Genomic DNA, 22817 nt, shown 5'->3' with positions numbered 1-22817 from the left:
CCGGGCTGAAACCCAGGGCCACAAGATAAAAGAGGAAGCCCTCATTGATGAAAATCGATGAGGGCTTCTTCTTTTTTAGTACTTTACATCCGGTTTTAAAAACGATCCGGAAATTCATGAAAAAACTGCTTATTGTAGTATTGGGATGGCTGATAGTAATGACAGCCTGTAAGAAAAATAGTGATTCTGCCATTCCTGTGACCTCTTCCAGCTTTATGTTTTTTAATGGCGTCCCGGACAAAGCCTATGATATCTGGCTGGATACCACCCAAGTGGCGTCTAAGGTCATTTTTGGACAGCATACCCCTTATCAGTCTATGCGGGCGCAATTGTATACCATCTACATGGTAGACACAAGCAATCCGGGCAATAAAATTCGGATCGGGCAAATCAATCTGCGTAACAAACGTTTTTTCTCGGCTTACCTGGGGTTGGACTCTGCCAATAAAGTGCTTGTATTCCGTACCCTGGAAGACGACCTGAACCCTCCGGCGGCGGCAGACAGTATGAAACTCCGGGTGATAAGCCTCAATTACGCCTTCCGGTCTAATGGGCAGGCCGTTACGATGGACCTGTTTTCCCAAAACAACAAGTTCTTCAGGGGGCTTGGATTTATGCAGTTCACCCAATACATCACCCTGTTTGGGGACAGTACCTATCATTTTAATTTCCGGCCAACTGATGACACCACTGCTATTCCCAACAAGCTTGATTTTCCGTCACAACACGGGAAGGTCTATACGCTGATCACTATTGGCAATACGTTGAGTTCGGACAAGTTCAAGACCTTCACGATCACCCATAATTAACAGGAAAAGGGCTGTAACGCTCCAGGCTGTAGCAAAAAGCTTCGTTAAAAATGGGAATCCGGATTTGAAAATCCGGTAAAAGCTTTATTTTAGCCCTTCAATTTTAAAACCTTAAAAGGAGTTAAATCTACCTATCAACATGCGCACTTGTAAACAATTCGTGTCAAAAGGATTATTGGCGGCATTAGCAGCCGGTTTATTTATGGCCTGCAACGGCAACAAGGCTGGCAACAATGCGCCTGCCGCCACTCCCGCAGCAGGTACTAACGCTCCGGCAGCGGGTTTCAAAATTGCTTACGTAGACCTGGATTCTCTGGAAGCGCATTTTGAATATTTCAAGCAAAAGAAGTCCGAACTGGAGCAGAAGCAACAGGGTATGGACAACCAGCTGAAAGCCAAGGCCAGGGCTTTGCAGGCAGAATATCAGGACTTGCAGCGCAAGGCTTCCACGCTCACACAGGAGCAGGGTGAGGCCGCACAACGCTCCCTGATGGCCAAACAACAACAACTGGAGCAGGAAGCACAGAACATGCGTGCGGAATATGCCCAGAACGAAACCAAATTCAACGAAGAGCTGCAGAAGCGACTGGACGATTTCCTGAAATCCTTCAATGCTGACAAACGCTATTCTTATATCTTCTCTTACCGTACCGGTCAGAGCAACATTTTGTATGCGGACCCTGCATTCGACGTGACTGCTGACGTGATCAAAGGCATGAATGAGAAAGGCGCTGAAGTACCCGCTGCCAAATAAAGAAAATAACAGGCAAACATTAAAAAAATTGTCTACCTTATAGTCCCGGTTCCCCAAAAGAGCCGGGATTTTTTAATTTCTACCGTTATATGGACATCAACCAAAACAATTCATTTAAGCCTACGCTTGGCTTATTAGACGCCACCATGATAGTAGCCGGTTCCATGATAGGTTCCGGTATTTTTATTGTTACTGCAGAAATAGCCCGCAGTGTGGGCGGCGCCGGATGGGTTACCGCCATGTGGGTATTAGCTGGCGTGGTTACGCTTATTGCGGCACTCAGTTACGGTGAGTTATCCGGCATGTTTCCCAAAGCAGGCGGACAATACGTGTACCTGCGGGAGGCTTACAATCCTTTCATCGCCTTTTTATTTGGATGGACGCAGTTCGGCGTTATCCAAACCGGCACCATCGCCGCTGTGGCTGTGGCTTTCGCCAAGTTTACCGCTTACCTGATACCGGGATTCAGCGAGAAAAATATTCTCTTGTCATTCAATGCGGAGCTAAAGCCCATATTCCAGATATCGGCTGCGCAGCTGGTGGCGATCGTTTCCATCATCCTGCTCACGTATATCAATACACGTGGCGTAAAACACGGCAAGGTGATACAGACCGTGTTTACGTTGGCTAAACTCTTGTCCCTCTTTGGTTTGATCGTTTTCGGCCTGTTACTGGGCGCTAAAGCAGAGATCTGGAATGCCAACTGGCAGGACCCGTGGAACCATTTTTCCATGGAGGCCGTGAATGGGGATACTATCATCAAATCCTTGTCAGGATTGGCTTTCTTTGGTGCTATCGCCGTATCCATGAAAGGGTCTTTGTTTTCCAGCGATGCGTGGAACAACGTGACCTTTATTGCCGCTGAGATTAAGAATCCCGCCAAAAATATCGGCCGTTCGTTGTTTCTGGGCACCCTGATCGTGACTATTATTTATGTAAGCTGCAACCTGATGTACCTGGCGGTATTACCGCTGCATGACATCGCTTTCGCCGCCAATGACAGGGTAGGCGTAGCGGCGGCTGAAAAGATCTTTGGCGGCATTGGTTCCGGTATTATTGCCGTGATGATCATGATTTCCACTTTCGGCTGCAATAACGGGCTGATCCTGTCTGGCGCCCGCATATATTATACGATGGCGCAGGATGGACTGTTTTTCCGCAAAGCCGGAGAGCTGAACAAAAATGCTGTGCCCGCCCGCGGGTTGTGGATACAGTGCTTCTGGGCATCATTGCTGTGCCTTACCGGGCGCTACAATGATTTGCTGGCGCTGGTGATATTCGGGGTGCTGATCTTTTATGTGCTGACTATTCTGGGCATTTTTATCCTGAGAAAGAAGCGTCCTGAACTGGAAAGGCCTTATAAAGCCATCGGTTATCCGGTACTGCCGATGATATATGTAATAGTGGCGCTTTCACTGGCGGCACTGCTGTTGATTTTCGAAACTAACTACACTTTGCCTGGTCTGGGGATTATTTTATTGGGTATCCCCCTGTATTTTCTGGCCATGAGAAGCAAGGGGAAAGCGCTCTCCTAGCTAAAAAGGACAACAAAAAGAAAAAATTAACACGAACGTTGTATAAGATTTTGGGGCCACTGCGGTTTTATTAGCAGTGGCCCCTCTTAATTTGCACTAAGACAATTGGACGGACTTGTGGAGTTGGACCCTACTGGATTGCAGAAAACCCTATAGCAAAAAAAGCTAGAAAAAAAATGGCATTGCCACATCACAACGGAGTAAACGCTGCATGCAGCATCAGTTTTTATTGAACTATGAAATGTATGCCCTGGAGTATTTGTTAGACAGTTGTATGTTATTTTATGGACCCTCAAATAATATAAGCCATCGGAGTATTATATATATTTCTACATCTAAAGAAATTACCAGAAAAATATTTATTGCCAATAATGGTGTTCTATGGACATCATTCTCATAGAGTATGAAAAATATCAGGCGATAGAAAGGTATCTCAACCCCAAGATAACCATTAAAAGCCTACACGATTTGCATTCTCGAACATTCACATGACAATCTTTTACAACAAGCGTATGGTCTCTACCATGCGCTTCTTTTTTATTTTGATATTGGGTTATTTGATTATTCAGCTATTGGATGACAGAGGCCTGTTTAAAATATTCAAATGATTAAATAATTAAATAATCAAATGATGGTTATTTTTGCAGCATGTTTACAACCACCTCCAACAGTATATTTGACCGGAGCATACAGGATTATCACCGGTACAATGATGTGCATCAGGCTATCAGCAATCCCTATGAAAAAAGCAGCATCGAGCATTTGCTGTATATGAAAAACTGGATCGACACTGTACAATGGCATCTGGAAGATATTATCCGTGATCCGCAGATCAACCCCGTAGAGGCGCTGGAAATCAAGCGGTGGATTGACCGTTCCAACCAGGAACGCACCGATGTGGTGGAATATATTGACAGTTATTTCCTGGAGCAGTATAAAGACATTAAACCTGCCGCAAATGCGGTTATCAATACTGAGAGCCCGGCGTGGGCGATAGACCGCTTGTCTATCCTGGCATTGAAAATATATCATATGCAGGAAGAGGCTACCCGTGCGGACGCCACAGCGGAGCATCGCGAGGCATGTCAGCGTAAGCTGAACATCCTGCTGGAACAGCGCACAGACCTGAGCACTGCGATAGAAACGCTGCTGGCAGACATTGCAGCAGGCAGAAAGTACATGAAAGTGTACAAGCAGATGAAGATGTATAACGATCCTTCACTGAACCCTGTGTTATACAAGGGGGAAAAATAACCGGCTTCCTTGGCAATTACTACCACTATACTGGTCACCCGTTTATCCGCCCTTGGAGACGTAGCGATGACCATACCGGTCATGAAACAGGTACTGGATGAAAATCCGCAGGTACAGATCATTTTTGTGACCAACAAAAACTGGGGTGCCCTGTGTGCAGGGATTCCGCGGCTGGTATTTTTTCCGGCCGATGTAAAGGGAGCGCATAAAGGTGTGCCCGGATTGTACCGGCTGTTCCGCAGTATCAGCCGCCAGTACCGGATTGATGCCGTAGCTGACCTGCATAATGTGCTGCGGTCGCGGATCGTGCGTACTTTTTTCCGCCTGACAGGCAAGCCGGTAGCGGCTATCGACAAGGGGCGTGCAGGTAAAAAAGCGCTTACCAGGAAGGAAAACAAGATTTTGGAGCCACAAACCAGCACTATCGAGCGTTATGCGATCGTTTTCCGGCAGCTGGGCCTGCATTGTACTATGGGCACACGACCGGTATTTGCGCCACGGCCGCTTCCGGAGCGGGTATTGGCTGTTACCGGCGCCAAAGACGCCAGGCCATGGATAGGACTGGCTCCCTTTGCCACCTACCGGGAGAAAATGTACCCGCTGGCCAAAATGGGAATGGCGCTGGCAGCCCTGGTTAAAGACGGGACTTGCCGCGTACTGCTTTTTGGCGGCGGCAAGGCAGAAGTGGGGCAGCTGAATGAGCTGGCGGCACGTTATCCACAGGCTATGTCCGTTGCCGGCCGTTTTACGCTGGAAGAGGAACTGGCGCTTATCAGCCAGCTGGATTTGATGATCAGCATGGATTCTGCCAATATGCATCTGGCCTCCCTGTATGGGGTGAAAGTGGTTTCCGTATGGGGCGCCACTCATCCATATGCCGGTTTTATGGGCTATGGACAGTCTGAGCAGCATGCTGTACAGATCACAGATCTGACTTGCCGGCCTTGTTCTGTTTTTGGCAATAAACCCTGCTTCAGAGGCGATCATGCCTGCATGGAATGGATCAAGCCGGAACAGATAACAGAAAAAGTAATAGGTCTTATTCGTTAAGATGCTTTACCACATTGGATTTAGAAGGATATTTTAAAAATATTGCAAGTTTTTTTTGCAGAAATAAAAAAAGTTATACTTTTGCCATCCCAAACAACGGAGTGATTGCCCAATAGTATAATGGTAGTACGACAGATTTTGGTTCTGTTTGTCTTGGTTCGAATCCAGGTTGGGCAACAAAAAACGAGAAAACCCGCTCATTGAGCGGGTTTTCTCGTTTTTGCATTATAGCTGATATGTTTGACTGTTTTTATTCTCTTTTTCAATTTGCCGGTCTCCCCATTGTCTGAGATATTCTATGAAAGGAATTAACTCTCTCCCTGTTTCCGTCAATGAATATTCTACTTTGGGAGGTACTTCATGATAGATTTTTCTATTGATTAAATTGTCCGTTTCCAATTCCCGCAAAGTCTGCGTCAGCATCTTTGTGGTAACATCACAAAGTATCCGTTTGAGCGCGCCATAGCGTAATGTCTTATGTTCATGCAAATACCAGAGTATCCTGCCCTTATATTTTCCTCCTATGCGCCTGAAAGCATAATCGACTGAACAAGTCGGCTGACAGGTTTCTGATTTATTTTCCATATAACTAATTCATTATCAGTAATAGATTCTTTTTGGATACTAAGATACAAAAAAGTACATACTTGCCTTAAAGGTACTAGTCCTATACTTTTGCTTCAAACATTTAAATCAATAGAATATGGAACTGAAACTAAAAAGCAAGGTAATTATTGTCACCGGCGCTTCGAAAGGAATTGGGGCAGGAATAGCCAAAGAACTGGCTGCTGCAGGAGCCAGTGTTGTGGTCAATTATGCATCGAACGAAACTGATGCTGGTACAGTTGTAGATTTCATCCGGTCAAAAGGCGGGGTGGCAGTGGCCATCCGGGCGGACGTATCAAAGCAAAAGGACGTTCAACAGTTGTTCAGGCAAGCCATGAATGAATTTGGAAAAATAGACGGCGTAGTGAATAATGCAGGGGTTTATGCTTTTAGCAGCATAGAAGACATAACAGAGGAAGTGTTCCGTCGGCAGTTCGATATTAATGTTCTGGGAACGATACTGACTGTCCGGGAATCGCTGAAGTATTTTAAGGATGGAGGTAATATTATCAACATAGGTTCTATGGGAACAAGGAATTTTGATGCCGGTACGGCCGTTTACACCGCCACCAAAGGAGCGGTAGATGCGCTGACCAGCGTGTTCGCCAAGGAACTGGGAAGTAGAAATATCAGGGTGAATTCCATTATTCCGGGTTTGACGGAAACCGAAGGAGCGCATAAAGTCGGCATATTTGAGAGCGGTCTTAGCCACAAGATTATAGGCAATACGGCTTTAGGCAGACTGGGGCAGCCGGCGGATATCGGGAAAGTGGCTGTTTTTCTGTTGTCTGATGACGCATATTGGATTACAGGAGAAAAAATTGCTGTTTCAGGTGGATATATAATGTAAATAAGCGCAGTTGACAGCGGAGGAACCAGTTAAGAAAATTACCTAGTTTTACATCTTCAAAAACGAGGATGCATGAATTTCTACACACGCAAATGGGTAAAACCAGAAGATCTCAATGCGCATGGTACTTTGTTTGGTGGCAGCTTACTGCGGTGGATCGATGAAGAAGCGGCCATTTACTCCATTATTCAGTTAGGGACAAACCGTTGTGTGACCAAGTACATGTCGGAAATCAATTTTATCAATTCTGCCCGTCAGGGGGATATTGTGGAATTGGGCATTAAGGCGGTACATTTTGGCCGGACATCGCTGACGCTGACCTGTGAGGTACGGAACAAGATCACCCAGAAGAGCATTCTGACCATCGACAAGATCGTGTTTGTGAGTGTGGACGAGAAAGGGCAGCCAACGCCGCATGGCAGAACGAAGATCACTTACACCGATGAACGGCTGCGGGAAGACGAGGAATAGGCATCAGCCGTTTCGATAAACTAAAAATGCAGCAGCGGGGGAACCACTGCTGCATTATCTTTTTTAATCCGTTAAAAAAGAGTGGGTAAACTACAACGGACCAGGCCGGTTAATTATTCGCTCGTGGAGTTCAGCGTGAGGCAGGAGGTTTTTCAATCCAATATCCTTTTCATGGTCACTGCAAATGAACTCTGTGAAGCAAAAGTACTTACCTGTAGCGGATCTTCGGCATTTGTAGCATCTACATGCCTACTACAATCTGTTTTTTTACCTATCTACAAAACCTCTACAAGTTGTATTTTTGACGCATGAACCATATCCTAAAATTGAGGCTGACAATAGTGTTTGTAGCCCTGTTCTCCCTGCTGACGGCCGGTAGTTTTGCACAAACGGTACGGGATTCCCTGCAAAAGGTGTTGCAGCAGCCGGGACTTACGCCGGAAGAGCAGGTGATGACCCGGATCAGAATGGGAAGGGCATTGGTGGACGGCAGCCGGAAAGATGCCATTGCCAGTACACAAACGGCCTTGCAGATGAGCCGTACACTTAAAGACCGCAAATATGAAGCACTGGCGCATTCCGCGCTGGTGTCGCTGGAATATACCGCAGAAGACACGGCCCTGGCGTCGCATCACCTGGACAGCGCCTTCCTTTTTGCCCGCGAGTCGGGCGACCAGCTGACACTGGCCAGTGTATGGTACCGCAAAGGATGGCTGGAAAACCGTACCGGGAAGCCTCATGAAGCCGTGAAAAGTTTCCAGGAGTCCCTGAAGCTGGGCAAAGGATTGCCTGGCAACATCTACGAAACCAACGTATATTACAACCTGGCCTCTATTTATGCCGACTGGAATGACACTGAAACCCAGTACCGCTACGCGAAAGCGTGCCTGGCTTCTGCCCTGACACGTTCTGACCCGGACGATATCTGTAATGGTTACCAGGCCATGGCCACCAGTTTTGAATACCAGTTTAACGGTGATAACAGCAAACGGGAGTTGCTGGATTCTGCTCTTTATTACAACCGCAGGGCCATTGCCATCTATGAAGCCAATGCGCCAAGTATCAGCTTTCATAGTATGGTTGCGCTGCTGGCACTGAATACCGCCAATCTGTACGACCAGTATTTTCCGCGTACCTACCGCGACAGCGCCCAGCATTACCTGGACATTGCCCTGAAGATCGGTAAAGAGACCGATCAGCAGGAAGTGGTGGCCAGTTGCTATGGTATGATGAGCACCTTCGCCTCAAATGACGGGAACTACAACCGGGCATCAGACCTGCTGCTGGCCGGATTGATAGCGCTGAAAACCTATCCCGCGCCGGACAACCGGCTGATGGCCCACCTGATGGAGGCTTTGTCAGAGGTGGCGGAGAAGAAGGGCGACTTGCCCAAGGCGCTGGAATATGCCCGGGAATACAGTAAGTATTACGCCAAAGCCTTTGATGTGGACCGTATGGCCATCGCCAAAAAGCTGGAAGCCCAGTACCAGGCGCGGCAACGGGAGCAGGAGCTGGTGACATTGCAGGAAAAAGCAGCATTTAACCGCAAACTAAATATTGTCTATATCGGATTGATCATAGCCTGCCTGGTGGCGTTGTTGTACTTGTTCCGTTCTTACCATTTCCGTTTACAGTCCACCATACAGCAACAGAAGCTGCTGGAAAAGGAAAAGCAGGACGGTGTGCTGCAAATACGTCTGAAGGAAGAAGAGGCCCTGCGCCTACAGCTGGAAAAGCAGGAAGCAGAATTACAGGCCCGCTTACAAGCGGAGGAAGCCGCACGTCTGCAGGCGGAGCAACAATTGATACAGACCCAGAAGGAGCAGTTGCAGAAAGACCTGCTGGCGGGAACCTTACAGGTGGAACAGAAAAACGAACTGCTGGAATCGCTCCAGGAAAAGCTCAAAGAGAAAGCCGTACAACCTGACCTGGCCAAACAGATCACGCGCATGATTGAGACACACAAGCGGATGGACAAAAATTTTGAGACTACCCGCACGGAATTTGAGAATATCCACCCGGAATTCTTCCGGAAGCTACAGGAAAAAGCCGGCAACAGTCTTACCAAACTGGATTTGAAGCATTGTTCCTACATATCGATCGGACTGTCTACCAAGGAAATTGCTTCACACCTGGGCGTAGCGCCAAAAAGTATCCTGATGTCGCGGTACCGTATCAAACAAAAGCTGGGATTGGGCAAGGAAGAAGGGCTGGATGCCTACCTGATGGCCTGGAGAGAAAATAACCCGCTGACGGAAGACGCAGCGGGTTAAAGGAATTGGGGCCGGATGAGTTTGGGGTCAGGATGAGCCTGGGGTTTAGGATGAAATGGGGCCTGGATGAAATGGGGTTTGGATGAAGCCGGGGTTATGGATGAATGTTCGGGCAAGTCTATTGTTGGAGGAAAACAAAACGGTTTTCAAAAAACCTTCCAATAACCGGTACGGGCTTTTGTACGCCGCTGTTGGCATTGATAATACCAAATACCATAAATATCAGCGGCAGCAGGCCCAGTACAGAGAAAACCGCAGACAGCGCGGGGATAATGCTCAACAGGACGCCTGCAGCCGCAGACCATAACAGGCTTGCTACTGCCAGGCCGAGCGCCTGTTCCAGATGGTAGTTAACAAAAGTGTCTTTGCTCTCCTTATTTTTTACATATGCGATAATCCATCCGATGATCGTAATGTAAGCGACGATAGCCCATTGTTTTGTCTTCATAGTTGCGCTGATGTGTTGATAATTAAAAAATGATAAAAGGATAAAATGGAAACAGCACAAAGGTATGGCGGCGTAAAATCGTTCCTGCTTTTGTAGATACTACAGTGGGTCTACAGGCCGTGTTGAAGGGTATCTACAAAAGATCTACAAATGCCATAATGATCTGATTTTCAAATTTTTATATTTATTATTCTGATATATATCTTTCTGTTCCACCATTGTTTTTCATCTTCAGTTTACTATCGGCTTACCTTTTTGTTAGTTGCATACAATTGACTGTAGCTGCTGCTGCGGATAGATCTGCGATTTAATTTCGTTGGCAAAAGGAACATATTCCATGAAGAAACTAGCATATATCGGTTGTCTGGGCGTAATTGGCATTATCACTACAGAATTTGGTATTATCGGCATATTGCCGCAGGTAGCGGCCCACTATCATATTACTATTGACAAGGCAGGTATATTGTTGAGCGCCTTTGCGTTGGTAATTGCGTTGACCGGCCCGGTGGTGACGTTGCTAACATCCGGGGTGGACCGGAAGAAACTCATGTTGTCATCAATGGGATTGTTTGTGCTCTCCACATTGGGATCTGTGATGGCGCCGCCGTTCTGGCTGTTGCTGTTGTTACGCATACTGCCGGCTTTTCTGCAACCGGTGTTTATATCCAACGCCATAGCCGCGGCAGTGGCAGTGGCGCCGCCGAAGCAGTCCCACCGCATGATGGCTATTATTATGGGCGGCATCAGTATTGCCACTGTGACAACAGTGCCCCTGTCCACCTGGCTGGCAGGCCGTTTCAACTGGCAGACAGCCTTTATGATGCAGGCAGGGGTGAGCATCATCGCGTGGCTGAGTATTTGGTTGTTGCTGCCACCTATGTCGTTGAAAGAGAAAAAATCCTATGGTGATCAGCTGATGATTTTAAAACGGGGAGATTTCCTGCTTACCTCTTTTATCAATTTTATGATGATCGCCGCCTGGTTCAGCACCTATAGTTATTTTGCGGACTACCTCGGCCAGGAGAAACGGATGAGCGGGACGATGATCAGCAGCATGATGTTGTTGTTCGGCATTACCGGTGTGGCGGGTAACTGGCTGACGGGAAAAGTGATTGGCCGGCATATGGTGACGGTGACGTTATTGTTGCTTAGTGGCACGATCATCATTCCGTTTGGGCTGGCATGGTGCGGATATGAAGGGGCGGCGGTGACAGGTGTCATCGCGTTGTGGGGATTGTTGTATGCGCCGTCCATCCTGGCGGGAGCGGTCAATATGATTTCATCCGCACCGGACGCGCTGGAATTTGCCAACAGCTTGTCCGTGTCTACCGGTAATCTCGGGGTATCGGTAGGCACCGCCGTGAGCGGCATGGTGATAGCGACACATAGTGTGGCTTATGCGCCATGGGTAGGGATGGTTTTTGGCCTGGTGGCCATCATGGCTGTACTGCTACGGGCCTTTCTCCGCATGAGGACATCGGCGCCGGCATGCGTGGCACAATGATTGTGCCCATGCCGGTATGAAAAATTCCATTCTTTCCACATTAGTACGGGCCGTTGGCCTGGGTATGGTGTCGGGCATGCGCAGTGCCATGGGACCCGCTTTTGCGAGCCAGTATGCCAACCGCCATCCGTCGCGGCAGCTGAAAGGCAGCCCGTTGGGTTTTATGCAGCGGGAAAATGTGATGCGTGGCCTGCAGACGATTGCTGCTGGTGAAATGGTAGTGGACAAAGTGCCCGGTATAAAAGACCGTATCGCCCCGGGTGTACTGGCGGGGAGGGCCGCAGCCGGCGGCCTGGCGGGGGCCACCCTGTACCAGGCCAGCGGAGACAAAGCCTGGCGTGGCGCGCTTATAGGCGCCGCGGCCGCTGTGGCTGCATCTTACGCCTTTTTCTTTCTGCGTAAATATGCCGGTAAAAAGTACAAAGTGAAAGACGGTTTCGCCGGCGGCATGGAAGACCTCCTGGCCGTAGGTATCGGTGTTGGCGCTACTGCCGGAAAATAAATATTCGTATATTCTTTTGCGTTATATTGACCGGTGCCGGCAGTAATATATATGTTTGTACATCCATAAAGAACCTGGCCCTGCTGCCCACCAAGGGTAGCGGGGGGCTTTTGATTTTAATTTATATATTTGGAGTATTCCTTTCCAATATTAATTTGAACCAACTGGACCAATCGGAGAATCATTCCTGGGAGCAACTGCAACGCGATCCGGCCGCTTTTGAACGATTTTTTAAAAGTACGGCGGCGGGTTTGTGTACCTATGCCCTGCGTATTGTAAAGGATAAACAGGCGGCGGAGGATATCGTCCAGGATTTTTTTTCCCGTTTATGGCAGAAGCGCAGCCAGATCAGTATGCAAGTGCCTCCCCGGCGTTACGCCTACCGGGCCGTACATAACGCCTGTCTGAATTATTTAAGGGACAACCATCTTATTTCCAATGATGCGCTGCCGGAAAATATGCCGGCAGAAGAAGACGCCATAGAGCGGGAATTGCAGTTGCAGTATCGCGTACAGCAGCTGGAACGCGTGATTGCCGGGTTGCCACAGCAATGCAGGATTGTATTTGAAAAAGTATGTTTGGAACAAAAGAAGTATAAAGTCGTAGCGGAAGAACTGGGAATATCTGTATTTACTGTCAGAAACCAGGTAGCGAAAGCCTATGATATATTAAGAAATAATATTCTTTGGGAGCTGATCTGCCTGCTGGTGCTGGATTTGCTGGCGGGGTAAAAAAAATTAAAAAAAATCCCTTACGGGCGTAGTACATTTTAAAACTATTCGTGTCATCATAACAACGGCCCTTCATCCATGGAACAGGCAGACATTCATATATTATCGGCAATACTGAGCGGAGAGCTTCAACCGGAAGATCCTGTGGTCCAGTCCTGGTTACAGGAGGACCCTGCCAGGGCTGTACTGTTGGAAGAACCGGAGCAATTGCGTGAAGTGGTGGAAGCCTGGCGTTTGCAACAGACTTTTGACACCGACAACATGTGGGCGCGTGTTACGCAGCAAGCTGAAGCTGCGCCAACAGCAGTGCGACAGCGTTATGTTCTGATGCGCTGGCGCGCCGCTGCAGCTGTTTTACTGCTGGCAGCAGGCGCTTACTGGTTTATGCAGCGGACAAAAAAGGCGCCGCCGGCAGTAAACGTCCTGGCTGTTGCCCAACAGAAGCCTGCCGGCAATTTTGCCATCTTACAGGCAGGCGGGGAAGAAGTATCATTGTATGGAAAAGACAGCAGTTTTATGATGGGGGGCAACCGTGTAGATGTCCGCAACGGCCGTATGCAGGTGGCGACAGGGAAACCGGAGCAATATACCCTTCGTACCCCACGGGGGGCCAACTACCAGGTGCAATTGCCTGACGGCTCCAAAGTGTGGCTGAACGCCCAGTCCAGCATAGATTACCCTTCTGTTTTTACAGGTAATGAGCGCATGGTAACGGTGACGGGAGAAGTTTATTTTGAAGTGGCAGCCAAAGCAGAACAACCTTTTGTGGTGCATGCAGGCCGGCAGGAAATAACAGTGCTCGGAACGGCGTTTTGTGTCCGCCGTTATGAAGAAGAACAACAAGGGCTTACAACGCTGGTCAGTGGAAAAGTCAAAGTGCAGGCGGTGGGGAAGGAGCAGGTATTACAACCAGGCCAGCAGGCCGTTGTGACCGGTGACCAGCTACAGATAACACCGGTGGACACAGAAGATTTCACTTCGTGGAAAGACGGCTGGATACGCTTCCGCAATAAACCGCTGACAGTCATATTACAGGCCATTTCAAGATGGTATGATATCGATATAAAGGCAGATGAACAACAACTAACAGGACAGTATTTTACTTGTTATATTAATAAGGAACAGGGACTGGGAGAATGCATTCAGTCGTTAAATAACAGCACCAACCAATTTTCGTTTTCGTTGCAGGGATCAACCATAACCGTAACAAAAAAATAGTCTGTGGGTATTTAGCACTCAGCTGATTTTTATTAACCAAAATTAATAGTGATGAAACTAAAGGGGATACCTATGCCTTTTCACAAGGGCTGGTCACTACATTTCCATGCCGTATTGCTCTGTTGCTGTCTGACTGTCTTCGCAGGAACAGTAACTGTGAGCGCCCAGTCGCCCAAAACCACCATTACTTTGTCAGTGAAAGACAGAAGCGTTAAAGCTGTCTTAAAAGAGATTCAACAGAAGACCTCCTATGAGTTTTTTTACAGTGATACAGAAGTAGACCTGAGCCGGCATATTTCTGTGGACCTGCAACAGGTATCGCTACAGGAAGCGTTGCAGGCTGTATTAGGGAAACAGTACAACTGGCGTGTTCAGGGGAAAAATGTGTATATCACTACCCTGCAGCCTGCAAAACGGAATCATCAGGATAACACACCTGACCAGTCAGCAGCCGACCAACCGGTAAATGGCATCGTAACTACCGTTTCCGGCACACCGCTGACGGGTGTGACCATCCGGGTGAAAGGTACTGGTAATGGTGCTGTAACAGACGGCAGTGGTCATTTTCAATTGTATGCCGCCAAAAACCGGCAGCTGGATTTTTCTTTCATCGGCTATGACAGCCGGCAGATAAAAACAGATACCATCAGCGGGCCGTTGTATGTAACGTTAGCAGAAACACCGCGTGCGCTGAACCAGGTAGTGATCACAGGGTATAGCAACAAACGCCTGGGAGAGCTTACCGGTGCTGTATCGCAGGTGACAGCTGAAGATCTGCAAACCACTACCACACAATCCATCTTCGATAATTTACAGGGCAAGGTGGCCGGTATGAACGTATCGCTCAGTGGCAGTAATACCGGTTCCAATACCTCCTCCACTATTGTCATCCGTGGTAAAGGCTCTATGGGCTATAATGCCACACAGCCGCTGGTAGTGATCGATGGTATTATCCAGGAATATATCAGTGACAGAGATCCGCTGAGCAATATTTCTCCTGCCGATGTGGCTTCCGTTACCGTACTAAAAGATGCTGCTTCCGCTGCTTTATATGGGTCCAGGGCCGCCAACGGCGTACTGGTGATCACAACGAAACGCGGTAGCGGTGCCGGTGTTGGCACGAAGATCGGGGCCAGTGTTACCTATGGCGCCAACAAAGCGTCCCGTGGAAAGTTCCGGGTGATGAACAGCCAGGAGCGCTTCGATCTGCAGCAGCAGATTTATCGCAACCAGTATATGGATGCCAATCCTGGTGCCAGTGAGACAGCGATCAATAATTATGTGCATTCCATGGTGCCTGACAGTGTGTTGAAATATGATACCAACTGGCCCGATCTGTTTTTGCGGACCGGCCAGACACAGGACTACAACGTCTGGATTTCCGGTGGGGACCAGCGGGTGAAGTATTACGCCTCCGGCGATTATTTTAACGAAGTAGCTCCTTTGGTAACGGACAGCTACCGGAAATACAACTTTCGTTTTAATGTGGATTTTCAGGCTACAGAACGGTTGTCTCTTTCCACCAATGCCAGCATTTCCAATTCCGATGGTAAGTCGGGCGGCTTTTATACACCTTACAGCGATGCATTTAATATTATGCCATGGGACACGCCTTTTTATAGTGATGGCACCCCCAAAGTTGGCGGCCCTAATGAAAAGGGCTGGTACAGCGGTAGTAACTTCAACCCCATGTATGGAAAGGGTTTGAGCGATGCCACTACCAAAGCTACCATTGGCGCTTTTGATTTGAATTTGCGTTACAAGCTGACCAACTGGCTTAGTTTTAGTTCACGCAACCGGTACAGCTTTACTAACATGGAAAGGGAGAGATACTCTGATCCGGCGGACCCCACCAGTTTTTTCAACACACGTGGCGGCTACTATTCCCTGGCTCCCGGCAATACCAATAATATTATCACCACAGAGATGTTGCAGGTTGATAAATCCTTCAACCGGCATCATATTTCCGGCCTGGCTGCATTTGAGTTTAACCAGGTGATTGTTAAAAACGACAACGCTTCCGTAAACGGGCTGAAGCCCGGTATACGCGCCATCAGTGCGGGGGACCCTGCTACCTTGACGTTCGTCAATACCATTAGTGAAACAGCTTACCTGTCCCTTTTTTCCGAATTAAACTATAGCTATGACGGAAAATATTTCGCCACGGCCAGCTTCAGAAGGGATGGCTCATCCAAGTTCGGACAAAACAACAAGTATGGCAATTTCTATGCTTTCAGCGGCGCATGGCAATTAAATAAAGAGAACTTCCTGCGTAGCGCAAAAAATATCGACCTGCTGAAGCTCCGCCTCAGTTATGGTGTTTCGGGGAATGATCTGCCACTGGGGGCCTATCAGTATCTCACTCTGTACCGTTATATAACCAGCACCGATATCTATGACCGTCAGAGCGGCACCCTGCAAAACTCACAAGGAAATCCTGATCTGCATTGGGAAATGCAGTACACCACCAATATCGGCATTGATGCGGGTTTCCGGGACAGGGTAACCGTTTCAGTGGACCTGTATAACAAACTGAATAAAGGGCTGCTGCTGAGTGTTACACCACCGGCTACCAGCGGCGGTAATACCTATTACCGTAACATTGGCCGCATCCGCAACCGAGGCGTAGAAGTAACGATGAACACCCGGCAGTTTAAGAACACAGCCGTGAAATGGTCCACAGACCTGACTTTTGCGTACAATACCAACAAGGTGCTGGGATTGCAGTCAGGCGCCAATTTGCTGTACAGAGGTCAATATAGTGGTACCGCAGACATAGTGGGCAGTCCGATGGGAAGTTACTACATGCCGGTATTTGCTGGTGTAGACCCTAACACAGGGGCGTCCCGCTTTGAAATGCTGGAAAAAGACGCCAGCGGCAACTTTACCGGAAAAGTAAACTACACCAACAATCCCGGTGAAGCCACACTGCAGGTATTGGGTAACAGCAATCCCAAATACATTGCCGGTATGTCGAATAATCTCACCTATAAAAATTTTAACCTGAGCGTGATGCTGAGTTATTTCGGTGGCCTTAAAATGCTGAACCGTACCCGTGCTAACCTGGACCTGGACGGTGCAGACGTTCAGAGCAACAACGCCGCTCCTGCGGCGGGGCAGGTAAGATGGCAACATCCCGGTGACATCGCTGATCTGCCGAGGGCCGGTAACAAGGTCGATGATTATTTCCCTACATCCAGATATGTGGAAGATGGCAGCTTTCTGCGGTTGAAAAATGTGCGGTTGGGTTATGCATTCACTGAGAAGGTGGCGAAGAAGCTGAGCGTATCTAAAATCAATGTTTTTGTTTCCGGAGACAATCTGGCCACCTGGACGAAGTTCACCGGCATGGACCCGGAGAACAACTTTGGAGAAGAGAATGCAGGCAAGATCCCTTTACCCAAAAGATTCCTTGCAGGGGTACAGGTAACATTTTAATCTAAACACCGTAAAAACAAATGGCTATGAATATAAAACGGTTAAGCATCATTGGTATTACTTCGTTTATGCTGATCTGTTCCTGCAAAAGTGCATTGGACCTCAAGCCTAAAACCGATCTGGATGTTGAAAAGGCGTTGACAGGTTATGAAAATCTGAAAGCGGCGTTAAGCGGCGTGTATTCATTGGTGAATAATTATAAGTACTACGGTCCTTACCTGAACCTGGTAGAGCTGAGCACCGATAATGTGGAAGTGATGAAAGCGGGGAATAACGCGACCACCGCCGGTATTGAATGTTATTCGTTTAAGCGTACCGCTTCCATGATGGACATCCAGGCGTGGCAGAACGCTTATAAACCTATCTATCACGCCAATATGGTGATCAATGCTATAGCAGACAATGCTGCACCCAATCTGTTGCAGTTAAAGGGGGAAGCCCTTTTCCTGCGTGCCATGTTGCATATGCAGCTGGTACAGGCCTTTGGCAGGCCATATGTGCAAAACGGAGGCAGCAATCCGGGGGTGCCCTATATGGTTTCTACTGATCCGGCTTTACTGCCATTCAGAAATACCGTGAAAGAAGTGTATGCGCTTGCGGCTGCTGACTATGAAAAAGCAGCCGGCATGATTTCTGAAACGAAGTCCAACGCCTATGCCGGCAAAACCGCTTGCTGGGCTGCCCTTGCCGATCTGTACCTGAATGCAGGGGATAATGCCAAAGCGATCACCTATGCGGAAAAGGTCATCAACAGTAATCAATATTCGCTGGTGACCGGCAGCAATTATCTCACTTATTTCTCTACAGACCACAGCGGCGCAGCAGACAAAGAAACCATCTTTACCATTAAAAGCGTGGACGGGCAGGGCAAAGGGTTCTATGGCCTGGGCTATAGTTATACGCAAACAAAGTATGCCGCGGTTTCCTTGCCCCTGCTGAGTTTACTCAACGAAACAACGGGGGATGTGAGGCTGGCATTTTATACTAAGTTGTCCACCGCCAGCGGCGACAGGTATTTCACCAACAAGTTCATACAGAACGGCAACCCTGCGGTAAGTTCACCGGTAATTTATCGTTTGGCCGATATGTACCTGATACGCGCAGAAGCCAATGCTACCGCCAATCCACAGGCAGCGCTGGACGATGTGAACCTGTTACGTAAGCGTGCAGGCATTACCGGTAGTGGCCTGTATCAGCTGTCCGATCTTCATGGCCGGTCTAATGTGCTGCAGGTGGTACTGGATGAAGGAAGAGTGGAGTTTGCCTTTGAGAACGGCCGTCGCCGCGCCGCCTTGCTGCGCAACGGTTTGCCCGTTATCCGGGATTACGCCGGCAGCACAGTGCCGGGCAGTCATATTAATATTCCGGCCACAGACAACAGTATGATCTACCCGATCCCTGCAACAGAAGTTACTGTCAATCCTAATCTTACTCAAAATCCGTTTTAATCCGTCATATGAAAAAGATCACCACCACTATCATCGGGTGTATGGCAATTACCGCCTTCACTTATGCCCAGGAGAAAAAACCTTTCGTGCTGAATGGGAAAATTGCCGGTCAGCCTGATGGTAAACTTTACGTGAGTTATGAAGATGTTGCCGGGAACAGAAATTTTGATTCCATTGTGTTGAAAAATGGCAGCTTCACACTCAAAGGGGAAATTGCCGGTACAGCTGTAGCTTATGTCCGCAGTGCAAACCGGGACGCGAGTCCTGGCCTGGTGGTGCTGACGCCCGGCACGCAGCAGCTCGCCGCCGCAGGAAATAAAATCAGTCTGGCCAAAGTGACCGGGAACAATGCCAATGCCGGCGTAGGGGAGTTACAGCAGGAGAAAGCATTCATTCAGCAGCAACATCAATCGAGGCTGGATTCCATGCGGAATGAGAAAGACCACGAAGCCGCCGCCGCTATCCGCGAAAGACTGACACCTTTTTTTGAGGCAAATGACCAGGCAGACTATCACTATTTCCGGAAATATCCTACGTCCGTGCTGACAGCTTACCTGTTACGTTACCATGTGGCAGACCTTTCGCTGGACACCCTGCAGCATTACTATGATAACCTGGGCGCAACCACACAACAGACCGCCTTCGCCAAACTTATCGCCGATGAGATCAACATGCTTCGTCATGGTTCGCCGGGGGCTATTGCCACAGATTTTACTGCAAAGGACATACAAGGCAAAGAACTATCATTGCACGACTACAAAGGCAAATATGTGCTGCTCGACTTCTGGGCCAGCTGGTGTGTGCCCTGCCGCAAAGGAAATCCTCATCTCAAAGAACTGTACAGCCGTTATCAGTCCAAAGGCTGGGAAATCATCGGCGTTTCTGACGACGACAGAAACCAGAACGCCTGGAAAGCAGCCGTAGCCAAAGACGACCTGCCCTGGAAACATGTGCTGAGAGGCCTTGACATGTCCCGGTTGAAGGATAATCCTAATGATATTTCAAACAAATATGGTATTCATTCGTTGCCCACAAAAATCCTGATCGATCCCAAAGGCGTGATCATCGGGCGTTACGGCAGCGAAGGCGATGAGTTGGACAAGAAACTAAAAGAGATATACGGAGAATAAGCAAAAACCAACCAGTGTGTAAAGGCTGAGCGGCAGGGCCGTTCAGCCTTTTTTTAAAGAAATTTTTTTCGATAGTTGTTTTTTATAAAAAAAATTCTACTTTTGCGACCCATTGGTGATTGCCCAATAGTATAATGGTAGTACGACAGATTTTGGTTCTGTTTGTCTTGGTTCGAATCCAGGTTGGGCAACAAAAAAGAGAGTAACTACCTCCCGTTGAAAACTCTCAAAAATCTCAAGACCGCTACAAATATGTAGCGGTTTTTTTATTTCCTGTTATCAAAACCCAATTGTCCATAAACGAACAAGGTGCGTTAAAACCGGACAACAGAACTTTCTGTAGTGTATTGATTATCATTTGTTTGTTGCAATGGCATTTTATTGGTGCCCTGGAAGTATCTTTCAAAAAAACGTCCCCCATGTTTCGTAATTATCTAAAAACCGCCTGGCGTAATGTACTTAACAATAAAGTCTACAGCACGCTCAATATTTTGGGGTTGGGTACCGGTATGGCCGTGGGTTTGCTGATCACCCTGTGGGTGATAAACGAATACTCCTATGATCGTTTTTTACCGGGTCATGAACATCTTTACCAGGTGATGAAGAACAACCCTGATAACAATGGGGGCGTGAGAACCGTGAGTACGGTATCGCTTCCGCTGGTGGATGCTTTGCGAAAAGATATCCCCGGTATTAAATATGTGGCCGTAACAGACTGGCCTATCAATCATGGGCTGATTGCCGGAGACAAAAAACTTTATATCAGGGGCAGCGGTGTGAGTGAGGATTATTTACGGATGTTCCGTTTTGCCATGTTGGAAGGAGATGCCGTCAAAGCCTTACAGGACCCGTATTCTATTGTGTTGTGTGCCACTACCGCCAAAACGTTGTTTGGGACAACAGACGCCATCAACAAGATTGTCCGTATCGATAACCAGCACGATTTAAAGGTGACCGGCATTATTCAGGACGTACCGGCCAATTCCACGCTGCAGTTTCAGTACCTGATACCTTTTTCTTACCTGGTACAAACCCAACCCTGGATGCAGGACGCCCGTAACGATTGGGGCGATAACTCTTCACAGGCTTTTGTGGCGCTGGAACCGGGCGTGTCTTTCGAAAAAGTGTCGGCACAGATAAAAGATATCATCCATCGTTACAGTCCTCGCAGGACAGAGCAGGTTTTTCTGCATCCGATGGACCGGTGGCGGCTTTACAGCAATTTTGAGAATGGGAAGGAGAGTGGCGGTTTTATCACTTATGTGCGGATGTTTACCCTGATAGGGATATTGGTGTTACTGATTGCCTGCATCAATTTTATTAATCTGTCGACAGCCCGGTCAGAAAAGCGCGCCCGGGAAGTGGGCGTACGTAAGGCTATTGGCTCCGGGCGACGTGACCTCGTATTGCAGTTCCTGTTAGAATCACTGCTGCTTACCAGCCTGGCCGCGGTATTGAGCATTGGTGTTTTACAACTGGGGTTGCCGGTTTTTAACCGCGTGATTGATGGTGAATTGTCTATCCCTTATCATCAGTTGCCGGCATGGGGCATATTATTGTTGTTCATTGTTGTTACCGCTGTATTGGCGGGAAGCAGGCCTGCCTTTTACCTCTCCTCCTTTGAACCGGTAAAGGTGCTGAAGGGCGGTCAGCAGGCGGGCCGTTCGGCGGTACTTCCCCGTAGAGTATTGGTAGTAGCGCAGTTTGCAGCGTCGGTGGCATTGATCATCAGTACTATTATTATTTATCAACAGATACAATATGCCAAAAAGCGTCCGGTAGGTTACAACACTTCCGGTTTGCTCTACACTTATATCAGTGAGGATATGAAGAAGAACTATCGCGCGCTGCGGGAGGAACTGTTGCAGACCGGTATGGTAGAAAGCGTGGTGAGGGCTTCCAATCCGGTAACGTCCATCTGGTCACGCACGGTGGTGGAAGAATGGAACGGCCGGCAGGGCAATCAGCCGCTGGTGGTGTCGGAGATTGGGATATCACCGGGCTATTTCTCAGCAATGGGCATGCAGCTGAAGGAAGGACGGGATTTTCATGAATCGCAGGCTGCAGATTCGGGTTATGTGATCATCAATGAAGCGGCGGTAAAGCGGATGGGACTTACTGCTCCGGTGGCGGGCCAGCATATCAGCTGGCGGGGAAAGGTGCGTGTAATCATTGCCGGTGTAGTAAAAGATGCAGTGATGGAATCTCCGTTTAAACCAGTGGAACCAGCAGTATTTACCCACCAGGAAGATGATGCCGCTACCTTGTTGTACCGCTTGTCAGACAAGGCCGATGTACATACAGCGCTGGCGAAGATCACTCCTGTTTTCAATAAATATAATCCGGGATACGCCTACGACTATACGTTTACAGCTGACAGCTACGATAAGAAGTTTAAGCTGGAGGTGCTGTCCGGTAAGCTGGCCGCTGTTTTTGCCACGCTGGCTGTTTTTATTTCCTGTCTGGGCTTATTTGGACTGGCAGCATTTATGGCTGCGCAGCGTACCCGTGAAATTGCCATCCGTAAAGTGATGGGAGCTTCCATCGTACAGCTGTGGATGTTGTTATCGAAGGATTTTGTGCTGCTGGTGTTTATTGGATGCTGTATAGCTGTGCCCGTAGCTTTTTACAGTCTGCAATACTGGTTGGACAAGTACGCCTATCGCATCGATATCGGGCCCGGCGTATTTGTAATAGCGGCCGGTGGTGCCCTGGTCATCACCATCTGTACTATCAGTTATCAGACGGTCCGTGCGGCGCTGGTCAATCCGGTAAACAGCCTGAAAGCAGAATAAG

General features: G+C 48.3%; 18 protein-coding genes and 2 tRNA genes. 18 read left to right on the top strand and 2 right to left on the bottom strand.

The window, feature by feature from the left end; genetic code table 11:
- The first annotated feature begins 116 nt into the window (after nucleotides 1-116).
- From ACTJJS_RS21995 to ACTJJS_RS21970, 6 genes are all read left to right on the top strand, one after another.
- Nucleotides 117-809 carry a DUF4397 domain-containing protein gene (locus tag ACTJJS_RS21995; protein ID WP_440665274.1) on the top strand — a complete coding sequence of 231 codons (693 nt, stop codon included), beginning with the start codon at nucleotides 117-119 and terminating at the stop codon, nucleotides 807-809.
- 139 nt (nucleotides 810-948) lie between these two features.
- Nucleotides 949-1563, top strand: a complete 615-nt coding sequence (locus tag ACTJJS_RS21990; RefSeq protein WP_440665273.1) for an OmpH family outer membrane protein — start codon at nucleotides 949-951, stop codon at nucleotides 1561-1563.
- 89 nt (nucleotides 1564-1652) lie between these two features.
- Entirely contained in the window at nucleotides 1653-3098 is a 1446-nt protein-coding gene (locus ACTJJS_RS21985; protein ID WP_168871844.1) for an APC family permease, read from the top strand.
- 648 nt (nucleotides 3099-3746) lie between these two features.
- Nucleotides 3747-4352, top strand: a complete 606-nt coding sequence (locus ACTJJS_RS21980) for a DUF4254 domain-containing protein (RefSeq protein ID WP_440665272.1) — start codon at nucleotides 3747-3749, stop codon at nucleotides 4350-4352.
- Between the two features lie 9 nt (nucleotides 4353-4361).
- A complete protein-coding gene (locus ACTJJS_RS21975; RefSeq protein WP_440665271.1) occupies nucleotides 4362-5402 on the top strand; it encodes a glycosyltransferase family 9 protein in 1041 nt (346 codons plus the stop codon).
- A gap of 106 nt (nucleotides 5403-5508) precedes the next feature.
- Nucleotides 5509-5579, top strand: a tRNA-Gln gene (locus tag ACTJJS_RS21970).
- Nucleotides 5580-5627: 48 nt separating this feature from the next.
- Here the strand turns inward: ACTJJS_RS21970 and ACTJJS_RS21965 are convergent.
- On the bottom strand, nucleotides 5628-5987 hold the full coding sequence (locus ACTJJS_RS21965) for a winged helix-turn-helix transcriptional regulator (RefSeq protein ID WP_440665270.1): 360 nt from the start codon (nucleotides 5985-5987) through the stop codon (nucleotides 5628-5630).
- Between the two features lie 118 nt (nucleotides 5988-6105).
- Here ACTJJS_RS21965 and ACTJJS_RS21960 point away from each other — a divergent pair, with 118 nt between their 5' ends.
- The 3 genes from ACTJJS_RS21960 (at nucleotide 6106) to ACTJJS_RS21950 (ending at nucleotide 9602) form a co-directional block, all read left to right on the top strand.
- Nucleotides 6106-6858, top strand: a complete 753-nt coding sequence (locus tag ACTJJS_RS21960; protein WP_440665269.1) for an SDR family NAD(P)-dependent oxidoreductase — start codon at nucleotides 6106-6108, stop codon at nucleotides 6856-6858.
- A gap of 72 nt (nucleotides 6859-6930) precedes the next feature.
- Nucleotides 6931-7329, top strand: coding sequence for an acyl-CoA thioesterase (locus tag ACTJJS_RS21955; protein ID WP_168871848.1), 399 nt, complete (start codon nucleotides 6931-6933; stop codon nucleotides 7327-7329).
- Between the two features lie 308 nt (nucleotides 7330-7637).
- Entirely contained in the window at nucleotides 7638-9602 is a 1965-nt protein-coding gene (locus ACTJJS_RS21950; protein WP_168871849.1) for a helix-turn-helix transcriptional regulator, read from the top strand.
- Between the two features lie 118 nt (nucleotides 9603-9720).
- Here the strand turns inward: ACTJJS_RS21950 and ACTJJS_RS21945 are convergent, their stop codons facing one another.
- The gene (locus tag ACTJJS_RS21945) at nucleotides 9721-10050 is read right to left on the bottom strand and encodes a DUF4870 domain-containing protein (protein ID WP_440665268.1); all 330 of its coding nucleotides are present in this window, start codon (nucleotides 10048-10050) and stop codon (nucleotides 9721-9723) included.
- 337 nt (nucleotides 10051-10387) lie between these two features.
- Between ACTJJS_RS21945 and ACTJJS_RS21940 the strand changes: the two genes are divergently transcribed.
- The 9 genes from ACTJJS_RS21940 (at nucleotide 10388) to ACTJJS_RS21900 (ending at nucleotide 22816) form a co-directional block, all read left to right on the top strand.
- Complete coding sequence (locus ACTJJS_RS21940) at nucleotides 10388-11554, top strand: MFS transporter (RefSeq protein ID WP_440665267.1); 1167 nt, start codon at nucleotides 10388-10390, stop codon at nucleotides 11552-11554.
- 16 nt (nucleotides 11555-11570) lie between these two features.
- Entirely contained in the window at nucleotides 11571-12056 is a 486-nt protein-coding gene (locus ACTJJS_RS21935; protein ID WP_343743596.1) for a hypothetical protein, read from the top strand.
- Between the two features lie 155 nt (nucleotides 12057-12211).
- Nucleotides 12212-12787, top strand: a complete 576-nt coding sequence (locus ACTJJS_RS21930) for an RNA polymerase sigma-70 factor (RefSeq protein WP_440665266.1) — start codon at nucleotides 12212-12214, stop codon at nucleotides 12785-12787.
- Nucleotides 12788-12865: 78 nt separating this feature from the next.
- Nucleotides 12866-14005, top strand: coding sequence for a FecR domain-containing protein (locus ACTJJS_RS21925; RefSeq protein WP_440665265.1), 1140 nt, complete (start codon nucleotides 12866-12868; stop codon nucleotides 14003-14005).
- Between the two features lie 72 nt (nucleotides 14006-14077).
- Nucleotides 14078-17443 (top strand): SusC/RagA family TonB-linked outer membrane protein, encoded by a 3366-nt coding sequence (locus ACTJJS_RS21920; protein ID WP_440665264.1) that lies wholly within the window; start codon nucleotides 14078-14080, stop codon nucleotides 17441-17443.
- A 26-nt stretch (nucleotides 17444-17469) separates the two neighbouring features.
- Nucleotides 17470-18891, top strand: a complete 1422-nt coding sequence (locus ACTJJS_RS21915) for a RagB/SusD family nutrient uptake outer membrane protein (protein WP_440665263.1) — start codon at nucleotides 17470-17472, stop codon at nucleotides 18889-18891.
- An 8-nt stretch (nucleotides 18892-18899) separates the two neighbouring features.
- Nucleotides 18900-20021, top strand: coding sequence for a redoxin domain-containing protein (locus ACTJJS_RS21910; RefSeq protein WP_440665262.1), 1122 nt, complete (start codon nucleotides 18900-18902; stop codon nucleotides 20019-20021).
- A gap of 120 nt (nucleotides 20022-20141) precedes the next feature.
- Nucleotides 20142-20212, top strand: a tRNA-Gln gene (locus ACTJJS_RS21905).
- Nucleotides 20213-20440: 228 nt separating this feature from the next.
- Nucleotides 20441-22816 (top strand): ABC transporter permease, encoded by a 2376-nt coding sequence (locus ACTJJS_RS21900; protein ID WP_440665261.1) that lies wholly within the window; start codon nucleotides 20441-20443, stop codon nucleotides 22814-22816.
- Nucleotide 22817 lies beyond the last annotated feature (1 nt).

The organism is Chitinophaga sp. 22308 (assembly GCF_052045305.1).
Classification (GTDB): Bacteria; Bacteroidota; Bacteroidia; order Chitinophagales; family Chitinophagaceae; genus Chitinophaga; species Chitinophaga varians_A.
Note: the sequence above shows the minus strand (reverse complement) of the source record. Positions and strands in the feature narration are given on the sequence as shown.

Bases quoted from the DNA above. Each gene is read 5' to 3' on its own strand.
- ACTJJS_RS21985 (WP_168871844.1), top strand. From the start codon at position 1,653: ATGGACATCAACCAAAACAATTCATTTAAGCCTACGCTTGGCTTATTA.
- ACTJJS_RS21965 (WP_440665270.1), bottom strand. From the start codon at position 5,987: ATGGAAAATAAATCAGAAACCTGTCAGCCGACTTGTTCAGTCGATTAT.
- ACTJJS_RS21995 (WP_440665274.1), top strand. From the start codon at position 117: ATGAAAAAACTGCTTATTGTAGTATTGGGATGGCTGATAGTAATGACA.
- ACTJJS_RS21940 (WP_440665267.1), top strand. From the start codon at position 10,388: ATGAAGAAACTAGCATATATCGGTTGTCTGGGCGTAATTGGCATTATC.
- ACTJJS_RS21915 (WP_440665263.1), top strand. From the start codon at position 17,470: ATGAATATAAAACGGTTAAGCATCATTGGTATTACTTCGTTTATGCTG.
- ACTJJS_RS21910 (WP_440665262.1), top strand. From the start codon at position 18,900: ATGAAAAAGATCACCACCACTATCATCGGGTGTATGGCAATTACCGCC.
- ACTJJS_RS21990 (WP_440665273.1), top strand. From the start codon at position 949: ATGCGCACTTGTAAACAATTCGTGTCAAAAGGATTATTGGCGGCATTA.
- ACTJJS_RS21925 (WP_440665265.1), top strand. From the start codon at position 12,866: ATGGAACAGGCAGACATTCATATATTATCGGCAATACTGAGCGGAGAG.
- ACTJJS_RS21955 (WP_168871848.1), top strand. From the start codon at position 6,931: ATGAATTTCTACACACGCAAATGGGTAAAACCAGAAGATCTCAATGCG.
- ACTJJS_RS21900 (WP_440665261.1), top strand. From the start codon at position 20,441: ATGTTTCGTAATTATCTAAAAACCGCCTGGCGTAATGTACTTAACAAT.
- ACTJJS_RS21960 (WP_440665269.1), top strand. From the start codon at position 6,106: ATGGAACTGAAACTAAAAAGCAAGGTAATTATTGTCACCGGCGCTTCG.
- ACTJJS_RS21980 (WP_440665272.1), top strand. From the start codon at position 3,747: ATGTTTACAACCACCTCCAACAGTATATTTGACCGGAGCATACAGGAT.
- ACTJJS_RS21935 (WP_343743596.1), top strand. From the start codon at position 11,571: ATGAAAAATTCCATTCTTTCCACATTAGTACGGGCCGTTGGCCTGGGT.
- ACTJJS_RS21950 (WP_168871849.1), top strand. From the start codon at position 7,638: ATGAACCATATCCTAAAATTGAGGCTGACAATAGTGTTTGTAGCCCTG.
- ACTJJS_RS21945 (WP_440665268.1), bottom strand. From the start codon at position 10,050: ATGAAGACAAAACAATGGGCTATCGTCGCTTACATTACGATCATCGGA.
- ACTJJS_RS21920 (WP_440665264.1), top strand. From the start codon at position 14,078: ATGCCTTTTCACAAGGGCTGGTCACTACATTTCCATGCCGTATTGCTC.